At 49.5% G+C, this 18,803-nt stretch carries 17 protein-coding genes; all 17 read right to left on the minus strand.

The window, feature by feature from the left end:
- Positions 1-105 precede the first annotated feature (105 nt).
- Complete coding sequence (locus BW42_RS06880) at positions 106-933, minus strand: DNA-3-methyladenine glycosylase (RefSeq protein WP_035408837.1); 828 nt, start codon at positions 931-933, stop codon at positions 106-108.
- Positions 930-2,198, minus strand: a complete 1,269-nt coding sequence (locus tag BW42_RS06885; protein WP_035408840.1) for a DUF445 domain-containing protein — start codon at positions 2,196-2,198, stop codon at positions 930-932. The genes BW42_RS06880 and BW42_RS06885 overlap by 4 nt, the downstream gene beginning before the upstream one ends.
- Positions 2,199-2,303: 105 nt before the next feature.
- Positions 2,304-2,591 carry a hypothetical protein gene (locus BW42_RS06890; RefSeq protein ID WP_029341204.1) on the minus strand — a complete coding sequence of 96 codons (288 nt, stop codon included), beginning with the start codon at positions 2,589-2,591 and terminating at the stop codon, positions 2,304-2,306.
- Positions 2,592-2,715: 124 nt separating this feature from the next.
- Complete coding sequence (locus tag BW42_RS06895) at positions 2,716-4,170, minus strand: NAD(P)/FAD-dependent oxidoreductase (RefSeq protein ID WP_052019065.1); 1,455 nt, start codon at positions 4,168-4,170, stop codon at positions 2,716-2,718.
- Complete coding sequence (locus BW42_RS06900) at positions 4,167-5,780, minus strand: alpha/beta hydrolase (protein ID WP_231496874.1); 1,614 nt, start codon at positions 5,778-5,780, stop codon at positions 4,167-4,169. Before BW42_RS06900 ends, BW42_RS06895 begins: the two co-directional genes overlap by 4 nt.
- A 148-nt stretch (positions 5,781-5,928) precedes the next feature.
- Positions 5,929-7,104: a glycine C-acetyltransferase gene (locus BW42_RS06905; RefSeq protein ID WP_035408845.1), complete on the minus strand. Its 1,176-nt coding sequence runs from the start codon at positions 7,102-7,104 to the stop codon at positions 5,929-5,931.
- A complete protein-coding gene (tdh, locus tag BW42_RS06910) occupies positions 7,104-8,192 on the minus strand; it encodes an L-threonine 3-dehydrogenase (protein WP_035408847.1) in 1,089 nt (362 codons plus the stop codon). The genes BW42_RS06905 and tdh overlap by 1 nt, the downstream gene beginning before the upstream one ends.
- A 99-nt stretch (positions 8,193-8,291) precedes the next feature.
- Entirely contained in the window at positions 8,292-9,158 is an 867-nt protein-coding gene (locus tag BW42_RS06915; protein ID WP_023467707.1) for a 2-oxoacid:ferredoxin oxidoreductase subunit beta, read from the minus strand.
- The gene (locus BW42_RS06920; protein ID WP_035408849.1) at positions 9,145-10,893 is read right to left on the minus strand and encodes a 2-oxoacid:acceptor oxidoreductase subunit alpha; all 1,749 of its coding nucleotides are present in this window, start codon (positions 10,891-10,893) and stop codon (positions 9,145-9,147) included. Before BW42_RS06920 ends, BW42_RS06915 begins: the two co-directional genes overlap by 14 nt.
- 191 nt (positions 10,894-11,084) lie before the next feature.
- Positions 11,085-11,345, minus strand: a complete 261-nt coding sequence (locus BW42_RS06925) for a stage V sporulation protein S (RefSeq protein ID WP_023467705.1) — start codon at positions 11,343-11,345, stop codon at positions 11,085-11,087.
- A 29-nt stretch (positions 11,346-11,374) separates the two neighbouring features.
- Positions 11,375-12,169: a TIGR00282 family metallophosphoesterase gene (locus BW42_RS06930; protein ID WP_035408850.1), complete on the minus strand. Its 795-nt coding sequence runs from the start codon at positions 12,167-12,169 to the stop codon at positions 11,375-11,377.
- Between the two features lie 49 nt (positions 12,170-12,218).
- Positions 12,219-13,781, minus strand: a complete 1,563-nt coding sequence (gene rny, locus BW42_RS06935) for a ribonuclease Y (protein WP_023467703.1) — start codon at positions 13,779-13,781, stop codon at positions 12,219-12,221.
- A gap of 193 nt (positions 13,782-13,974) precedes the next feature.
- Positions 13,975-15,018, minus strand: coding sequence for a recombinase RecA (gene recA, locus BW42_RS06940; protein ID WP_023467702.1), 1,044 nt, complete (start codon positions 15,016-15,018; stop codon positions 13,975-13,977).
- Positions 15,019-15,129: 111 nt separating this feature from the next.
- Positions 15,130-16,362, minus strand: coding sequence for a competence/damage-inducible protein A (locus tag BW42_RS06945; RefSeq protein ID WP_035408852.1), 1,233 nt, complete (start codon positions 16,360-16,362; stop codon positions 15,130-15,132).
- 71 nt (positions 16,363-16,433) lie between these two features.
- Positions 16,434-17,012, minus strand: a complete 579-nt coding sequence (gene pgsA / locus BW42_RS06950; RefSeq protein ID WP_035408854.1) for a CDP-diacylglycerol--glycerol-3-phosphate 3-phosphatidyltransferase — start codon at positions 17,010-17,012, stop codon at positions 16,434-16,436.
- 64 nt (positions 17,013-17,076) lie between these two features.
- The gene (locus BW42_RS06955) at positions 17,077-17,976 is read right to left on the minus strand and encodes a RodZ family helix-turn-helix domain-containing protein (protein ID WP_035409716.1); all 900 of its coding nucleotides are present in this window, start codon (positions 17,974-17,976) and stop codon (positions 17,077-17,079) included.
- A 27-nt stretch (positions 17,977-18,003) separates the two neighbouring features.
- On the minus strand, positions 18,004-18,786 hold the full coding sequence (locus BW42_RS06960; RefSeq protein ID WP_035408857.1) for a DUF3388 domain-containing protein: 783 nt from the start codon (positions 18,784-18,786) through the stop codon (positions 18,004-18,006).
- Positions 18,787-18,803 lie beyond the last annotated feature (17 nt).

Genomic DNA, 18,803 nt, shown 5'->3' on the forward strand with positions numbered 1-18,803 from the left:
CTCTATCGTTAGCGAACACGTCGCTTCCCTTAGCATTTCTGAACGATTCCTCGTTCTATCGCATTCATTATACCGTTCTGACGATAGAGTGACAAGAATAGTTCCTTATTCAATCGAACGCCATAATAGATAAGCAGCGTGACTGCGAACAGGAGCGAATTCCTCTGCCAGTCGCGTCGCTTCTTCTACTGTCGGTCGATATCCAAGTAATCGTTCAAAAGCCCGTAATATCCCAATGTCCGATGCCGGGAAAAGATCCGGACGACCGTACCCGAACATCAGGACGTTTTGAACCGTCCATGGTCCGACACCTTTCAGTGCAATCAATGTCTCAGCGATTTCTGCGTCGGTCGCTGACGTCAATTCCTCATAATTAATCTCTGCTGTTGCTACCCCGAGTAGATAATCGACTTTACGTCCTGATAGTTGCAGAGCGAGCAAGTCCTCGCGACGCGCTGCCGCTAGTTGGCGCGGTATCGGCGGTAGGATGATTCCATCCTTGACCGTTCCGAATGTCCGAAAGACACGTTCCGTCAACGTATGCGCAAACGACAGATTGATTTGTTGATGGATGATCGAACGAATCAAGGCCGTGAACGGTGAATGATCAAGAACGAGCCGTTCGTCGCCGAACTGTTCGACGATCGCATGTAATGACGTCGTCTTAAGACGCTGCGCAGGATTCGGCTCACTGAGTCGAAAGCGTCGCTTGAGTTGTGCCAACACCGCTGCTTGCGGTCCTGAACCGTCAATCCGTAACGTGAAGCCGTCGATATCTTCAACCGTCGTAATATACGCCTGTTCTTCAACGAAGATTGGAACAACGAGTCGCCCATTCTGTTCGATTTGTAACGGGTCTTCCGTCAAACGAGACACGATTCCTTTAAAATCAAATGCTTCCGACAACGTCAGATCATACGTCCACCGACTCATCCGACGAACACCTTGATGGCACCGAGGATCAAACCGATGATGAATCCACACAATGCTCCGTTGACCCGGATCCATTGCAAGTCACTGCCAACCTTATCCTCGATCATGTGAATGAGTGTCTCGGTATCGAACCGATTCAAGTTCTCGCGCACGAGTCCGCCGATTTTTTGGTGATTTTGTTCGACGAAACGCACGAGTTGCTCCTTCATCCACTGATCACTGCTATCCTTGAACGTCGGATGCTGTTCCCAGTCGTCTAAAGCGCGCGAAAGCATCGGCATCGCCCGTTCCGTCCAGAAAGCGTCTGACGTCAAATAGCGTTCGAGCTCGATCAGACCAGCGTCATATGCACGTTCAATGACCGGAACGAAGTCAAACCGGTCGACCTCACTTGCCTTCCAAGCATCGATTTTCGCGAGACGCTCTTCATCAATCGACAACTGTGCCAGGTTACGACGCAGATGATCGAGAATCGCGAGTCGATTCGGATGATGGACGTGTCGCATATCTTGAATGACCGTCAACAAGACGCCTTGAATGACCAGACTGAGTTTTTCTTCCGAATAGACTTTTTGGACGGTGCGCGCCGTCACCCGCAAAAACGTATTCTTTTCTTGGTCAATCATTGCCGTATAAGCAAGGCGGCCAATCTGATCGCGAATGATCGGATCTTCGAGAAGACGTTGGCCGTAATCGAGTAACTGATCCATCAGCCACTCGTCGAGTCGACGTTCCTCATTCAACTCCATCGCCCGGACCGCCAGCCGTTTGGACGGATACGCTTTGATCGTCTCCGTCACCCGTGTATTCGCAAACTCAAGAATTGCCTCTTTCGGTAGTTTCCGAATCAAACCCATCAACAGCTCGGTGACGGTTGCTCGAAAGGCAGGTAAGACCAGAATCGAACGTAAAATTTTGATGACACGATCTGCAAGCGTCATATGTTGCAGCTTCGCAACGATACTTTCTTTGTTCAGTAAGTCCGTCTCGAGCATATGAACAATCGATTCGATGACCCGTTCCCGATTTTTCGGCAATAGGTTCGTATGGGGAATCTTTAAGCCAAGCGGATGACGAAACAGCGCCGTGATCGCGAACCAGTCGGCAATCCCACCGACGAGTCCGGCTTCAAAACCACTCTGGAGCCAAAAGACCCACGCATTTTCTTTAAATGGCAATGAGACGACGAATCCGACCGCCATGAAAATCAACGAAACGGTTGCAAGCCGCCGTGTCGATGTTTTAGGTTGTTCAAATGATGACACATCGTTTCCTCCTTCAACTGAGTCACTTATCTACCTTACGAACGGGACAAGGATTAGGTTTCGACACGAAAGAGCCCCAGTCATCGACTGGGACTCCCTATGTACTTAAAACGTGTATTCACCAAAACGGTCGCCATCCCATGTCGCGGTTGCCGTTGAGACAAAATAGACCAGTCCGTTGCCGAATGTATTTTCCATTAATGAAACGAGTTGTTGACCATTTGTCTGTTCAACGAACGCTAATCGGACTTCTTCTTTCCCTTGATAAATCCGTTCGTAGACACTTAAACCGCGTGCATTGAGAAACGTACGCGCCGACTCGAATTGAATCGGACCGACTTCAGGTCGTCGTTCCTGAATGAACGACTGACATTTTTGCTCGAATGTCTCCATGGTTCTTCACTCCTTCTCTCTTTGTGTTCATGGATATCATGTTCCCGACTCTTCCTCATCATAATCCTCAAATGTGAAAAAAGCGACAGATGCGTCGCTTCTTTCATCATTTTACGACGATTTCTCACAATCTGACTCCAAACTGTCGGGCAGCATGGATCGCAGACGTCGTCGCACCGATCGTTCCAGCACCCGGAAAGATGGTATCGCCGATTGCAAAGAAGTGATTGACACCTGTTCGAAACGGTGCCGCGAATAGGAGACTCGTACTCGGACGTTGCGGATATCCACCGACTCCACCATCCGGACGGAACGTATAGCGGACCCATGCACCTGGTCCACCCGGATGGCGTTCGATTGCCTGTTGCGCGAAGCCAGGAAACTGCTGTTCGAGAATGGCTTCGAAGATCGCCGACATCGTCTCGACTTGTCCGTCATAGCGTTTCCGGTTCGTCTTATCAAACGTACCAATCGGAACATGGCATGACATCGTCAGCGTCCGCTGACCAACTGGTGCACGTAATCGATCATCCGGACGGGACAGCGAGATGAAGGCATGACCTGAAGGTAAGGACGGATCATGAACTTGCCGGAATGCTTCGTCAGACAAAATGAGTGCCTCTGGAATCGCCGCATAATACGTAAAGGTCGCCCATTGCTGTAATTTTTCCTGTCGTCGGTACGTTCGTCGTAACGTTCGTCGCATATCCATGCTGACGACTTCCCGGATGCCTTCAAGTGGAACCGCACAGATGACAGCATCAGCAAGCATCAAGCGTCCTCGGCGATCCTCAATCAAAAATCCATCTGATGTCTTTCGAATCGACGTGACTTTTCGCCCAAGGAGACAGGTTGCCCCGCTCTCCTCTGCTGTCTCTTTCAATTGCTCAGCTAGTCGGTACAAGCCTCCCGGAACATAATAGGCACCTTCATGATAAATCGATAAGGCGACGGCTCCTAGTAAAGCTGAGGCCTCCTGCCCTGTCTGCATGCTGTCGAGCAAAATCCCATCGATCACTTGTGCGAATAACGTATCCGCTAGTCGATGTTTTCGTAACAAATGACCAATCGTCAGCGGAACATACGGCAAGAGAACAACACTTTTCGCGTGACGGACTAACCGCCGGACGTCTGCTGGATCTTGAAGTGGTAATGCTGGAAGTTCTGCCATTAGCGGACGAATCATCTCGTGAATCTGCTCGATTTCAGCAAAGAAAGCCTGAATCGACGATGCCTGCTCCGGAAAATGTGACGTCAATTCGGTTAGAAACGCAGCACGATCCTGATAATAATGAATCGTCCGTCCTGCGATGCGAATCGTCATGACGACGTCGAGCGACTCGACCTGATGCGTTACTCCAAGATGATCAAGAACACGGGCGTGAATACCACCGGGCTCAAACCCCATTCCGAGTGTCGCCCCTACCGGATACGTCAGGTCCCGGCGCGTGAACTTCCCGGCTGATCCCCCCCATTCACGACTTCCTTCAAGGACGGTAACAGTATGGCCTTCTTGTGCGATCAGAGCCGCAGCCGTTAAACCTGCAATTCCTCCGCCGACGATGACGACGTGTTTCATGATGATTCCTCCTCCGTGACCCGATTTTCTTTAAATAGGAAATTGCGGATTTCGCGGAAGACCGGCTCCCGGCGATGAATCGTGAAGTGATCATATTTATACGATTTTGTCTGGATATTATCCGTGTAGTTCTCGAGTGCAAAGGAACTCTTTAACGAAATCAGATTGAAATCGCCTCCTTTGGCACCAAACGAATAGACGAGTACATCGCGCGGCCACGTCTCGAGCCGCTTAGTTAAATTGTTCATCGCTGGTGAGCCCTTCGCGAGATCACGAATGGCGGGACTGTTCGTATTCGTGCCAAGCGGTGCGAGCGTCAACCCGAGTTTTGCATAATCGGAGCCGGCGATTGGTGAGTCGAGCGTCACAACTTTTCGGACGTGATACGGCATCTCTTCTTGGACCGTATAGGCGACGACATCCACACCACCCATGCTGTGCCCGACGAGCTGGATATCGGCAAAGGTCGCTTTTTGTTTCGCATCATACGCAGCAATCGCTGCATTCAACCACTTTTGTTGATCGGCAAGGCTCGCCTCGTCGTCTGCAAAGACGATTCGGACAAGCGGGTAGCCGGTTGGCGAGGGTGTGACGCTACAAGTCGCTTTCCCAGAACGAGTCACGTCACATCGACCGCCATCATCGGCAACTTTTTTTTTCGTGAAGTTCTGAATCATTGGGACGAACGTCCGCTCTGTACCGAACAATCCATGGACGAGGAACGTCGGTACGATTTCACTCTTTCCTTGCGTAACGATCTGACGCGTTGGCGGTGGAGCACTCGATGTATCTTCCGCGAATAGCCACCATGCCCCTCCTCCGACAATCAAACAGACAAGGAGCGAAATACTGATTGTCTTCAACTGTTGCCGACGCAAACGACGGACACGGTGAAAGATCCAGTAAAGCAATAAGCCAACACCGATCAATAATACAACACCGGTGATGATCCAGCCTGTCGGATTTGGTACATAGGCAATCAACTGTAGTTGGTTTGCTTTCGTTCCGTATAATTTCCATGACACATCATGGTAATTCGACCAGTCGATCTTTTCTCCGTTTTGGAGACCAATCACTTTCGGACCGTGGAGCTTGATCTCGATATCGGCTTGGCGAATATAACGATCAGCAAGTTTCTTGACTTGACCCGTCGGTTGATACCCTTTGATGTTCAGGCGATCGATACTTAGATCGATGTTCGTATCAAGTCGATACGTATCAAACCAAAATCCGTCTGATTTTTTCATGTCGAACTTCGTATCAGGTGGAATGAGAATCCCACCGATGCCCGTCTTCCATTCGTCTTTGATCGACGTCATGTCCTTGAAGTTCGCAAATGTCTTCTGCATCCGGATGCCTTCGTAGTCATCCTTCGTCTTGAACGTCTTTGCCGCATAGCCATTCTTTTCTGCCTGTTTGACATAACCTTTCCAATTCGGATTTAGATTCAGTAAACGCGCCACTGGATGTTCCTTTGCGGCATATGTCGTTTTTAAGGTGACGCTCTGATCGGTATGGATCGTTGCATCGTACTGGATGCGAATACACCCCCCAAGGAGTAGTGTCAGCATCAAAAATGAGAGCAGTATCCCTTTCTTCTTCATACTCATCAGGTCACATCCTTTCCTCATCTATTATTCCCTATCTCGCAAAAGTAAAAACGGTCGACTTTGATTCTTTCGTCATGACGCACTTCAGGCAGCGGATCGCTGATCCGCTGCCTGAAAGTATGCGGACCTGGTTCGTCCGTGATCGATATCAACCGATCAAGTTTAATTCACGACCGACTTTTTCGAACGCTGCAAGCGCTGTCGTCAAGTCTTCGCGTGTATGTTCCGCCGTTACGATCGTCCGAACACGTGCTTTTCCTTTTGCAACGGTCGGGAAGGCGATTCCTTGAGCAAAGACACCTTCTTGACGGAGGCGATCGGATAATTCGTGACAACGCGCCTCATCACCGACGATGACCGGTGTGATCGGTGTCGTAGACGTCCCGATATCGAATCCAAGATCCCGTAATCCTTGTTTGAAGAATTCCGTGTTTTCCCACAGACGATCAAAGAGGACCGTTTCTTCTTCCATGACACGAAGTGCTTCCCGGTTTGCTTCAACGACTGCTGGTGGATGTGATGTCGAGAATAAGAACGGACGCCCTTTATGGATCAAGTAATCTTTGACGTGTTGTTCACACGCAACGTATCCACCGAGGACTCCGATTGCTTTTGAGAGTGTACCGACTTGCAAGGCAACACGACCGTCAAGACCGAAGTGATTGACCGTACCGCGTCCTGCTTTCCCAAGAACACCTGAAGCGTGCGCATCATCGACCATGACGAGCGCGTCATAACGCTCGGCTAATTCAACGATTTCTGGAAGTGGTGCGATGTTCCCATCCATCGAGAAGACACCGTCCGTGACGACGAGGCGCGTCCGTGCGTCTTGTGTTTCTTGTAATGCTGCTTCAAGATCCGCTAAGTCAACGTGTTTATAAATCCGGCGTTTCGCTTTTGTCAGACGGATCCCATCGATGATCGAAGCGTGGTTCAACTCATCCGAGATAACAACGTCTTCAGGACCGAGTAACGCTGATAAGACACCGAGATTCGTTGCGAATCCCGACTGGAAAACAAGTGCCGCTTCCGTATGCTTGAATGTCGCGAGTTCCCGCTCAAACGCTTGGTGCATCTCGAGCGTTCCAGCAATCGTTCGAACCGATCCTGTTCCGGCACCAAACGTCCGCGCTGCTTCCGCTGCTTGTTCAGCAAGACGCGGATGTGCTGCGAGTCCGAGGTAGTTGTTCGACGACAGTTGGATCAGTTCCTTCCCGTCAATCGTCACGCGATTGTGTTGCGCGCTCTCGAGTGCTACAAGGTTGCGGAACGTGCCCGCCTGTTTCATCTCTTCTAATTCTGTCCGTAAGTGTTCAAATCCCATTAATTCGTCCCCCTTGGTTGTAATACGACTTTCCCGCATTTCCCTTGACGCATCAATTCAAATCCTTCTTCGAACCGCTCAAGCGGCAACGTGTGTGTAATCAACGGTCGGACATCAACTTTTCCACTTGATAAGAAAGCAGAAACCTGACTCCATGTCTCATACATCTTCCGACCGGTGATGCCTTGAACCCGGACGCCTTTGAAGACAACGTGGTTCGTCAAATCGATTTCGACCGGTTTGACCGGCAGACTGAGGATGTTGACGTCTCCACCTGCTGTCACCATTTCGAATGCTTGACGAATCGCAGCCGGATGTCCACTCATCTCACAGACAACGTCGATTCCGTCGCCGTCGGTCATACGCTCGATCCGCTCTAAGACATCGTCATGACGTGAATCGATGACGACATCCGCCCCCATCGTCCGTGCGAGTTCAAGACGATATGGATTGACGTCGATCGCGACGACTTCCGCCGCACCGGCTGCTTTAGCGACTGAGACTGCCATCAAACCAATTGGACCACAACCGACGATTGCGACCGTTTTAGCGCTGACATCACTCGCAAGAACGGTATGGACAGCATTTCCCATCGGCTCTTGAATCGAAGCGATTCCCGCTGGCATATCTTCCGGGTTGACCCAGAGGTTTTCTTCCGGCATGACGACGTATTCCGCAAAACAGCCTTGTGTATCGACACCGATGATCTTCGTGTTCTTACAGATATGATATTGCCCACGAAGACACTGTTTACATTGATGACAGACGATATGCGTCTCAGCCGAGACACGGTCACCAAGTTTCAAGCGTTTTGTACCCTCCCCGAGCTCGACGACTTCGCCCGAGAACTCGTGACCGAAGACATACGGCGGATTGACACGTGACGCTGCCCACGCATCCCACTCATAGATATGCACGTCCGTCCCACAAATTGATGTTGCCTCGACTCGAATCAAGACTTCTCCACGATCCGGTACGGGTACGGGTACTTCTTTCAGTGCCGCACCGAATCCGCGCTCTTCTTTGACAAGTGCACGCATCGTTTTCGTCGTTGTCGTCTCTTCTACCGCTGTTACTAATTTCGTCATCTTTCCCCGACTCCTTCGCGGAAGCTCACGTTTATTTATATGTGGCGAACTTCCAAATGTTTAGCATCCCCAAAAAACCAAACACATCTTTCCTCTATCTTACATGAATTCTGCCGCTAGTTTACCGAATGTTTCTTCGTTTAGCTCAAGATCCGCATACGCGAGACCGGATTCTTGGTACCCATCGATTTGTGACTGGTAATCAGGACGTGTTTCATCCTGATAGATCAATCCCATGACGAGACCATCGTGTGCATGAACGGTCTGTTTCGCAAGATCCAAGTTCGACGGATCGTATCCTTCGATATCGGACAGCTTCGTCAAGTTCTGCTTGAACCAATCGTACGTATTGACCTTGTTGAATGTGACGCATGGACTGAAGACGTTGATGAACGCAAATCCTTTATGTGCCGTCGCTTGCTCGATCAGTTGCGTCAAGCCCTTCAAATCATTCGAGAAGCTCTGGGCAACGAACGTCGCGCCAGCCGTCAAAGCAAGTTCAACCGGTGAAACACTCTTTTCAATCGATCCTTTTGGCGTCGATTTCGTCTTGAATCCAGGTGCAGAAGTAGGTGACGTCTGTCCTTTCGTCAAGCCGTAAATCTGATTGTCCATGACGATATACGTCATGTCGACATTCCGTTTGAATGCATGAATCGTATGTCCCATGCCGATCGCGAATCCATCACCGTCGCCACCAGACGCGATGACCGTCAATTCGCGGTTCGCCATCTTGACACCTTGGGCGATCGGTAAAGATCGTCCATGAACGCCGTGGAAGCCATACGTATTGATGTAACCGGAAATCCGACCAGAACAGCCAATCCCGGAAATCAATGCTAACTCTTCTGGTTCGAGCCCGACGTTTGCGACAGCACGCTGAATCGCTGCTTGAATCGAGAAGTCTCCACACCCTGGACACCAGTTTGGTTTGACATCATTTCTAAAATCCTTAAAGGTTGCCATGATATACCCCTCCTACGACCTGCTCGACGACCTCTGCCGGGTAGAACGGGTCGCCATTGAATTTCAGGATATGCTCGATCTTCGATGCATGTCCACAGTTCATCTGGATCAGCTTCGCCAGTTGTCCTGTTGCATTGTACTCGACGACGATGACTCGTTTTGCCCGCTCTAAGTGCGGCGTGACGAGTTCACTTGGGAACGGATGGACTTGACGGATATGCAAGTGATCGACCTTGATCCCTTGTGTTTTGAGTCGTGGCATGATTTCCTCAATCGTTCCACGTGTCGAGTTGAAACCAACAAATAAGATATCCGGTTCTGCATGATGCTCCGTTACAAGAACGGCATCCTGTAAGCGGAACGTATTCAGCTTGCGAAGTCGTTTCGTCATTTGATCGACCCGGTTCTTCGTCGCTTCCGACGGACGCCCTTCCTCATTGTGCTCAACACCCGTCACGTGATGAATCCCGTGCTTGACGCCTGGAATGACACGTGGGCTGATCCCATCTTCCGTCACTTCGTAGCGTTTGAAGTACGCTTTCCCTTCAAGTTCCGGTAAGTCTTCCTGAATCAACTTCCCGCGACGGATCTCAACGCGTGACATATCTGGTGGCTCAACCGATTGTTTTCCGAGCGATAGCATCAAATCCGTCAATAGAATGACAGGACATTGGTACTCTTCTGCAATGTTAAATGCTTCTGCTGCATCGTAGAACGCTTCCTCGACCGTTGATGGTGCCAAAACGACCTTTGGAATTTCACCATGTGTACTATAGATCATCGCCATCAAGTCAGATTGTTCCTGTTTCGTTGGTAGACCTGTTGACGGACCACCCCGTTGTGTATCGACGATGACGAGCGGTGTTTCCGTCATCCCGGATAATCCGATCGCTTCCGCCATTAGTGACAATCCTGGACCAGCAGACGCCGTCAAAGCACGGACACCTGCATAGTTGGCACCAATTGCCATCGTGACCGCTGCCAGTTCGTCTTCCGTCTGGACGACCGTTCCACCGAACTGCGGTAATTTCTTGATTAAGTATTCCATGATCTCAGATGATGGTGTGATCGGGTAAGCTGCCATCAGACGCGCTCCACCGGCAATCGCGCCAAGAGCAATTGCATCGTTTCCGATCATGAACATCCGTTGTTTTCCGTCAGCCGGTTCCAAGACGAACCGTTCGCCCTCTCCTGCAAGAGCTTCAAACGCTGCTGCTCCTTCACGGATTGCTGCTAAGTTCTTCTCGACCATATCTGGACCTTTTCGTCCGAAAATCTGTTCGACGACGGCTTGGAAACGCTCTGGTACAATGCCGAGAATCGCACTCGATGCACCAATCGCGACCATGTTCTTCATCAAAGCCGTACCGAGATCAGCTGCGATCTCCGTAAATGGAATCGCATACAATGAGGCACGTGCTTCGTCCGGATTCGTCGGATTGAATTTCGCATCCGCGATGATGATGGCACCTTGACGCAATTCATGGAAGTTGACGTCGATCGTCTCTTGATCGAATGCGACCAAAATATCGAGATCATCGGAAATCGTCCGGACTTCCTGTGTCGCGACACGAATCTTATTATTCGTATGTCCTCCCTTGATACGTGACGAAAAGTGACGGTAGCCATACAGGTAATAGCCGAGTCGATTCAAGGCAATCGCAAAGATTTCGCCTGTTGATTCGATCCCTTCTCCCTGCTGACCGCCAACTTTCCATGATAACTGATTATACATCGACGTTCGCTCCTTCTCTGTCCCCTGAAATGATAGTTCTCTCTATCCTCCCTCATGATACCGATTTACCGGAAGTAGTACAATGCTCCCTCGGTGGAAAGGTGAGAAAAATTCGAAGACGCAGCAAAAAGACCATCTACTCCAGTCGAGTAAATGGTCTACTTGTAAATATAGGACCTATGTCCAATTCATCATCTTGGTTCGATGATGAGTTTGATGGCGGTTCTTTCTTCTCCATCAATTAAAATGTCTGTGAAGGCTGGGATACAAATCAAATCGATGCCAGAAGGCGCCACGAATCCGCGTGCGATGGCGACGGCTTTGACAGATTGATTGAGCGCTCCCGCACCAATGGCCTGAATCTCGACGGAACCTCTCTCTCGAATGACACCCGCGAGTGCACCTGCTACCGCGTTTGGATTCGACTTAGCTGATACTTTCAGGACGTCCATGCGTGTACCTCCCCATCCAGAAATGGCAATCAGTCGAAGAATACTGACTGATCCGTCAGATGAATCCGTTCAATCTTCGTTGCTTTTTTTGTTGTGTCATCGATATGAATCAAGACTCCATTAAGTTGTTCCCGTCCTTCGGCAACTTCAAACCGCGTTGGGAGCTGTGTCTTAAATTTTCGTAGGACATCTTCCTGACGCATCCCGAGCACACCGTTCAACGGACCTGTCATCCCGACATCCGTGATATAAGCCGTTCCTCCGTCAAGAACACGCTCATCTGCTGTCTGGACGTGCGTATGTGTGCCAACGACAGCTTGTACACGACCATCGAGGTGATAACCCATCGCGATTTTTTCACTCGTTGCTTCCGCATGGACATCAACGAAGATCGCATCGACTTTTCCTTCGACTTCCGCAATCAGTTCATCAACGGTACGGAACGGGTCACCGAGAGGTGGTAAGAAGACCGTTCCTTGGACGTTGATGACGGCAATCTTTTTATTGCCTGCCTTAACGATCATCATCCCACGACCTGGTGTGCCTTCCGGATAGTTCGCAGGACGGATGATCCGGTCCGCGTCGTCAATCCAGTCAAAGATGTCACGGTTATCAAACGTATGGTTCCCCATCGTGATGCCGTGGAATCCGAGTTCGAGGAATTGATGATAAATCGACTTCGTGATGCCGCGTCCGTGTGCTGCATTTTCACCGTTGACAAGCATGACGTTCGGATTGTATTTCGCTTTCAAGCGTGCTGTAAATTGTTGCAGGATATGTCGACCGGGTGCACCGACGACGTCTCCGACGAATAAAATCTTCATTGCTGTTCCTCCGTTCATTAAAAAAAGTGGCGGTCGCCCGCCACTCCACTTATTTCGCGTATTCGACTGCTCGTGTTTCCCGAATGACCGTGACTTTGATGTGTCCCGGATAATCGAGTTCTTCTTCGATTTTTTTCCGGATGTCACTCGCCATCTTGTGAGCCAGTACATCATCGACGACGTCAGGTCGAACGATGATGCGGACTTCACGACCCGCTTGGATCGCAAATGATTTTTCGACACCGTCGAACGATTCCGAGATTTCCTCGAGGCGTTCGAGACGGCGGATATAACTTTCGAGTGTCTCTTGACGTGCACCTGGACGAGCAGCAGATAATGCATCCGCAGCTGCAACCAAGACAGAAATGACAGATGTCGCTTCCGTATCTCCGTGGTGTGATGCGATCGCGTTGATGACGGTTGGATGCTCTTTGTACTTCGTACCGAGCTCGACACCAATCTCAACGTGACTGCCTTCGACTTCGTGGTCGATCGCTTTCCCGATATCATGCAGAAGACCTGCACGCTTCGCAAGCGTGACATCTTCTCCAAGTTCAGCTGCCATCATACCTGCAAGGTGGGCAACCTCAAGTGAGTGATACAGGACGTTCTGTCCGTAACTCGTACGGTACTTCAAGCGACCGAGAATTTTGACAAGGTCCGGATGAATGCCGTGGATTCCGACATCATACGTCGCTTCTTCCCCGATTTCTCGAATCCGCTCGTCGACTTCACGACGGGATTTGTCGACCATCTCTTCAATACGAGCCGGGTGAATCCGACCATCCTGAACCAATTTCTCGAGCGCCATTTTAGCGACTTCGCGACGAATTGGGTCAAAACCAGACAAAATGACGGCTTCCGGCGTATCATCGATGATCAAGTCGATCCCAGTCAAGGTCTCGAGCGTACGGATGTTGCGGCCTTCCCGTCCGATGATGCGACCTTTCATCTCATCGTTCGGCAAGTTGACGACCGATACAGTCGTCTCTGCGATATGTTCAGCGGCGAACCGTTGAATCGCAAGTGACAAGATGTTACGTGCTTTCTTGTCGGCTTCTTCTTTTGCTTTTTGTTCGATTTCTTTTTGAAGAATGGCTGCGTCGTGTAAAGCAGCCTGTTTCGTCTCATCCATGATGATTGTTCTTGCCTCGTCTTGCGATAAATTCGCGACGCGGACAAGCTCTTGACGTCCCTGTTCATACAGGTCCTCTACTTTGCGCTCTAGTTCTTCAGCTTGATGCTTCCGTTTCGCGATCTCTGCATCACGTGTATTGATTTGATCTTCCTTACGGTCGATAGCGTCAACACGGCGATCGAGTGTCTCTTCTTTCTGGAGCAACCGGGCTTCTTGTTTCGCTAGCTCTTGGCGACGTTCACGCAATTCTTTTTCCACTTCGTTACGAAGTTTGAATGCTTCATCTTTCGCTTCGAGTACGGCTTCTTTTTTCGTTGCCTCAGCCGATTCACGCGCACGTTCAACGATTTTATTCGCTTCCGTTTCTGCGCCTTGAATTTTCGCTTCTGCAATCGATTTCCGCAAGAAGTAGCCTACGATGAATGCGATCAGCAAAGTGAGGAGAAGTATGACAATCCAAGTCAGTGTACTCATGGGTTCACCTCCCCTTTGCAAGGTGTTTCTTAGTTCATTTCGGTATTTCATCGAAGCTGTCTAAAAAACGTACATCTATATTGTAAGGATAGCACTCGTTCATTGTCAACGAACGGACGGGAAAGAATTCCACTGTTTTCCTCTTTTACACTAAAAAAGAGAGGATTCGTATGCGAATCCTCTCTGAAACGGTTTATTCAGCAAATAGATCTTCTGGTTGTTCTGCTTCGAAATCAACCGGCTCTTCGCGATCGACGAGACCGTGATGTTCACGAATCAAACGTTCGACCTCTGCTGCGACTTCCGGATGCTCGACCATGTATTGCTTCGCGTTCTCACGCCCTTGACCAAGACGCTCTGAGTTGTACGAATACCATGCACCACTCTTTTGAACGATATCCAGATCCGTTCCGATGTCGATCAACTCACCGACCTTCGAAATACCGAGACCGTACATGATATCAACTTCTGCTTGTTTAAACGGAGGAGCAATTTTGTTTTTGACGACCTTGATCTTCGTTTTGTTACCGACGACGTCCGTACCGTTTTTCAACGCTTCCGCACGACGCACTTCTAAACGAACAGACGAGTAGAATTTGAGTGCTCGACCACCTGGAGTCGTTTCCGGGTTACCAAACATAACACCGATTTTTTCACGGATTTGGTTGATGAAGATGACGATCGTTTTCGATTTATTCGTTGCACCAGACAACTTACGAAGCGCTTGGCTCATCAAACGCGCTTGAAGACCGACGTGTGAGTCACCCATCTCGCCTTCAATCTCTGCTTTTGGTACGAGTGCCGCAACAGAGTCGACGACAAGAATATCGACCGCACCAGAACGAACGAGTGCTTCCGCGATTTCAAGTGCCTGCTCCCCAGTATCCGGTTGTGACAAGAGGAGCTCATCGATGTTGACACCGAGTTTATTTGCGTATGCTGGATCAAGCGCGTGCTCTGCATCGATGAATGCTGCTTGTCCACCTTGTTTTTGAACTTCTGCGATTGCATGAAGCGCTACCGTCGTTTTACCTGACGATTCAGGTCCGTATACTTCGATGACCCGTCCACGTGGGTATCCACCTGCACCTAGGGCAATATCTAATGTAATCGATCCAGAAGAGATCACTGATACCTTCTGATCCGCATTTTCTCCGAGTTTCATGATGGAACCTTTACCGAACTGTTTCTCTATCTGGCGTAACGCCATCTCAAGTGCTGCTTTACGATCACTCACGTAGCAGGCCTCCTTTTAATTATCTTACTGAGATTATTGTACTTCTTTTGAGACCGAATGACAAGCATTTTACGAACATTTATTCGCATACTTGCACTTTGACCAATTTTCTCACTCGGATGCTTTTTCGAGATGTTTCAGTAGAAGGAAATAGGTATCCTTGACGGCGCGCAGTCGAATCATTCCCCGGTCGAACGATGGATATTGCCATTCGACGATGCGTGTTCCATGTGCGTCCGCAACAGCACAATAGACGGTTCCGACCACTTTTCCGCTGTTGCTTGTCGGACCTGCTTCCCCTGTCAAAGCGACGGCGATATCGGATTGATACAGTTCGCGTACCCCTTCAGCCATCGCGATTGCGACTTCTTTACTGACAGCAGTATGCTCTCGTAACAAAACTTCTGGTACCGATAATACGCCTTGCTTCGCTGCATCATCATACACAACGGCGCTCCCACGCAACACTTGACTCGCACCGCTGACATCAACGAGTCCACTTGCGACAGCTCCTCCCGTCAGTGATTCGGCGAGTGACAGTGTCAATCCTGCTTCTTGATACCGTTTCAGTACGACTTCCGGCAGGCTTGTCTCGCCATATCCATAAAAGTACATGCCCACTTCAGCCAGTACGTGTTGTTCCAGTTCATCGAGCATACGGTCGGCTTCCTGTTGATCGAGTGCTTTAGCAGTCAGACGCAACCGTACTTCAGCGAGTTCCGCATAAGGGGCGACCGATGGATTGGTTGCTTCTTTGATTAACGTTTCCAGGCGATCGTTTAGAGCCGATTCTCCGATTCCGAAGAAACGTAGTGCTCGGGAACGGATTGTCTCTTGACCGAACAAATGACTGAAGTGATCTTTGAGGATTTGCTTCATCTCACGTGGCACACCGGGTAAAACGATATACTGGTGGTGCTCCGTCTGCACCGACATACCGGGAGCAAGACCCGCATCATTGCGTAAAACCGTCGCGCCAGCGATGACTAATGCTTGTTTCCGTTCATTGTTCGTCATCTCCCGTTGACGTGTCTTCAAGAATCCTTCGATTCTTTCGTACGCTGCTTGATCGAGAACGAGATCGCGCCCAAGCAGGTCAGCGAGCACCTCTTTCGTCAAGTCATCCTCGGTCGGTCCAAGCCCCCCTGTGATGACAAGGAGATCCGCCCGCTGTTGCGCCTGACGGAACGTTTCCTGCATCCGCTCGCGGTTGTCACCGACGACTGTATGATAATGAACGTCAATTCCTGCACTGGCTAGCCATTCGGAAAGGTACTGTGCATTCGTGTTGGCGATTTCTCCAAGGAGAAGCTCACTTCCGACTGCGATGATTTCTGCTTTCATGTCGATTCCTCACCTTCTTGAAGTATAAGAAAAGACTGTTCGGTATGACGAACAGTCTAAATTGATCCAACTTACATGGATTTCGTAATTAACTTGATGTTTTTCGAGAAATACTCGACGCCTGAGTAGATCGTCAAGATAAGAGCAAGCCACATCGTGATGTCTGCGAATGGAATATTCCACATCGCAAAAACGATATCGTGCAATAAATACGCTGTAATCGATGTCAACTGGACCCATGTCTTTGCTTTCCCAGAGTTTCCGGCAGCAAGAACGATGCCTTCGTCAGATGCGACAAGACGAAGACCTGTGACAGCGAACTCACGGCAGAGAATGATGACGACGATCCATGCCGCAACGAAGTCAAGTTCCACAAGGTAGACGAGCGCAGCAGCGACTAACATCTTATCGGCAAGTGGATCCATGAATTTTCCAAAGTTCGTTACTAGATTTTGTTTGCGGGCGATATACCCATCGAGCCAATCCGTCAGTGAAGCAACAAGGAAGATGATGGCTGCAACGAAGTGTGAGACGGGAAGTTCAGCTCCTAGTACATCCCACTGTCCCCAGTTCGGATCAATCGCAAGTACGATGACGAACACGGGAATTAATAAAACGCGTAATACTGTCAATTGATTCGGTAAGTTCATGTAACGCCCTCCTCCTTCATTTCATATGTAGATGAATATGCCATCTAAAAGAAGGCACGCCGGTTTACGGCGTGGCTACTTTCTTCAGATAGATGTTTTGGACGAGAAGCGAACGGTTCAGTTTCAGTTCTTGGTCATTGACGACGATTTTATCAATCCCTTTAATCGAACCGATCCGGATCCGGATCAAGTCCGTCTTCGCGTCCTTCACGACGATCGGATTCGGATCCGACGCGTTGATGTGATCTGGCGCGAGTGCTTCTCCTTCAAGGGATGTATCACGCACACCAACGAATGGTGATGGAGAGGCATCTTTCTTGATTTGAATCGAGACACTCATCGTATCTTTCGTTGCGACTTCATAGGTGACATCTTGACCAGATGTCGACTTCGCAGCAAGCGCTTCTTTTTTAGGTTTTTCTTTTGTTTCTTCTTGTTTCGCCGGTTCTTCCTTCGGCTTTTCTTCTGTCTTCGCAGGCGCATCCGTTTCTTTACTCGGTGCGTCTCCTTGGTCGATCGTGACATCGTTTTGCTTCGGTGCAGACGTTTTTGCCTCTTCGTTACCGTCGAGGAACATCTGAAGTCCATAATACAAGGCAGCACCAATCGCAAAAATCAGCACGATGATGATGATGTTCGGAATCCAGCGCTTTGCAACGCTTTTCTTCGGTGCACTTGATTTCGAATACGTCGCGCGTCGTGATAATTCGACGACCGGTTGTGCCTCCGGTTCCGGAAGATCACGCTTATAGGTCGTGAAGACTTCGTCGACGTCAAGACCGAGTGCTTCCGCATATGTCTTGATGAAGGCCCGGGCGTAAAAAGCACCTGGTAATTGATCATAGTTGCCTTCTTCAATCGCGACGATGTAACGCTTTTGAATCTTCGTCGTCGTTTGAATTTGTTCGAGAGAGACGCCTAGCGCCTCTCGTTGTTCCTTTAAGTAGGTTCCGAGCTCGGTCATCGGTAACACACCTTCCATTTTTCATACTTATTCAAAGTTGAACCAATCATTTCCCCCATGGGAACGAGGCAGTTCAGTCACAATGATTTCTTCTGTCGTGTTGCGTAATTCAATGATGTAATCAAAATCATCCCACGTATATTCACTTGATTTGACGAATGCATCCGGATGTTCGACGATTTTCGTCGCCGGTAGTCGCATGACTTCGCGTAAAATCTGCCAGTGCCGTTCATCGAAATTCCGTTGCGACACCAAGGCATCGATGATGTAGACGTAATCCCCAGTCCGTTCGTCATCGAATAACGACGTTCGTACCGTCTGTTTGATCAGCGTCGAAGAAAGGAACAACCATTTCTTGTTCGCACTGACGCTTGCAGCGACGATCGATTCCGTCTTCCCGACTCGTGGCATACCGCGGACACCAATCAACAAGTGCCCATCCTGTTTACACAGCTCTGCCATGAAATCGACGAGAATCCCTAAGTCTTCCCGAACGAAGCGGAACGTCTTTCGTTCATCACTGCTTTGATCAATATAACAACCGTGACGAATCGCGATCCGATCACGCAGTTTTGGTTTTCGTAGTTTGATGACCTCTATGGTTGACATCGTCTTGAGAATAGCAGCGAGTCGTGGAATTTGATCCGGTTGTTTCGTTTGGAGCAACATACCGCGTCGTTGATGATCGACACCATTGATCGTCACGATCGAAATATGTAACATTCCCATCAACGAAGCAATGTCCCCGAGTATACCGGGACGGTTGACCTTTAATTCATATTCGAGATACCATTGCCCGAACTCACTCACGCGCCCATCCTCCTCTA

Origin of the sequence: Exiguobacterium sp. RIT341, from assembly GCF_000632205.1 — a bacterium.
GTDB lineage: Bacteria > Bacillota > Bacilli > Exiguobacteriales > Exiguobacteriaceae > Exiguobacterium_A.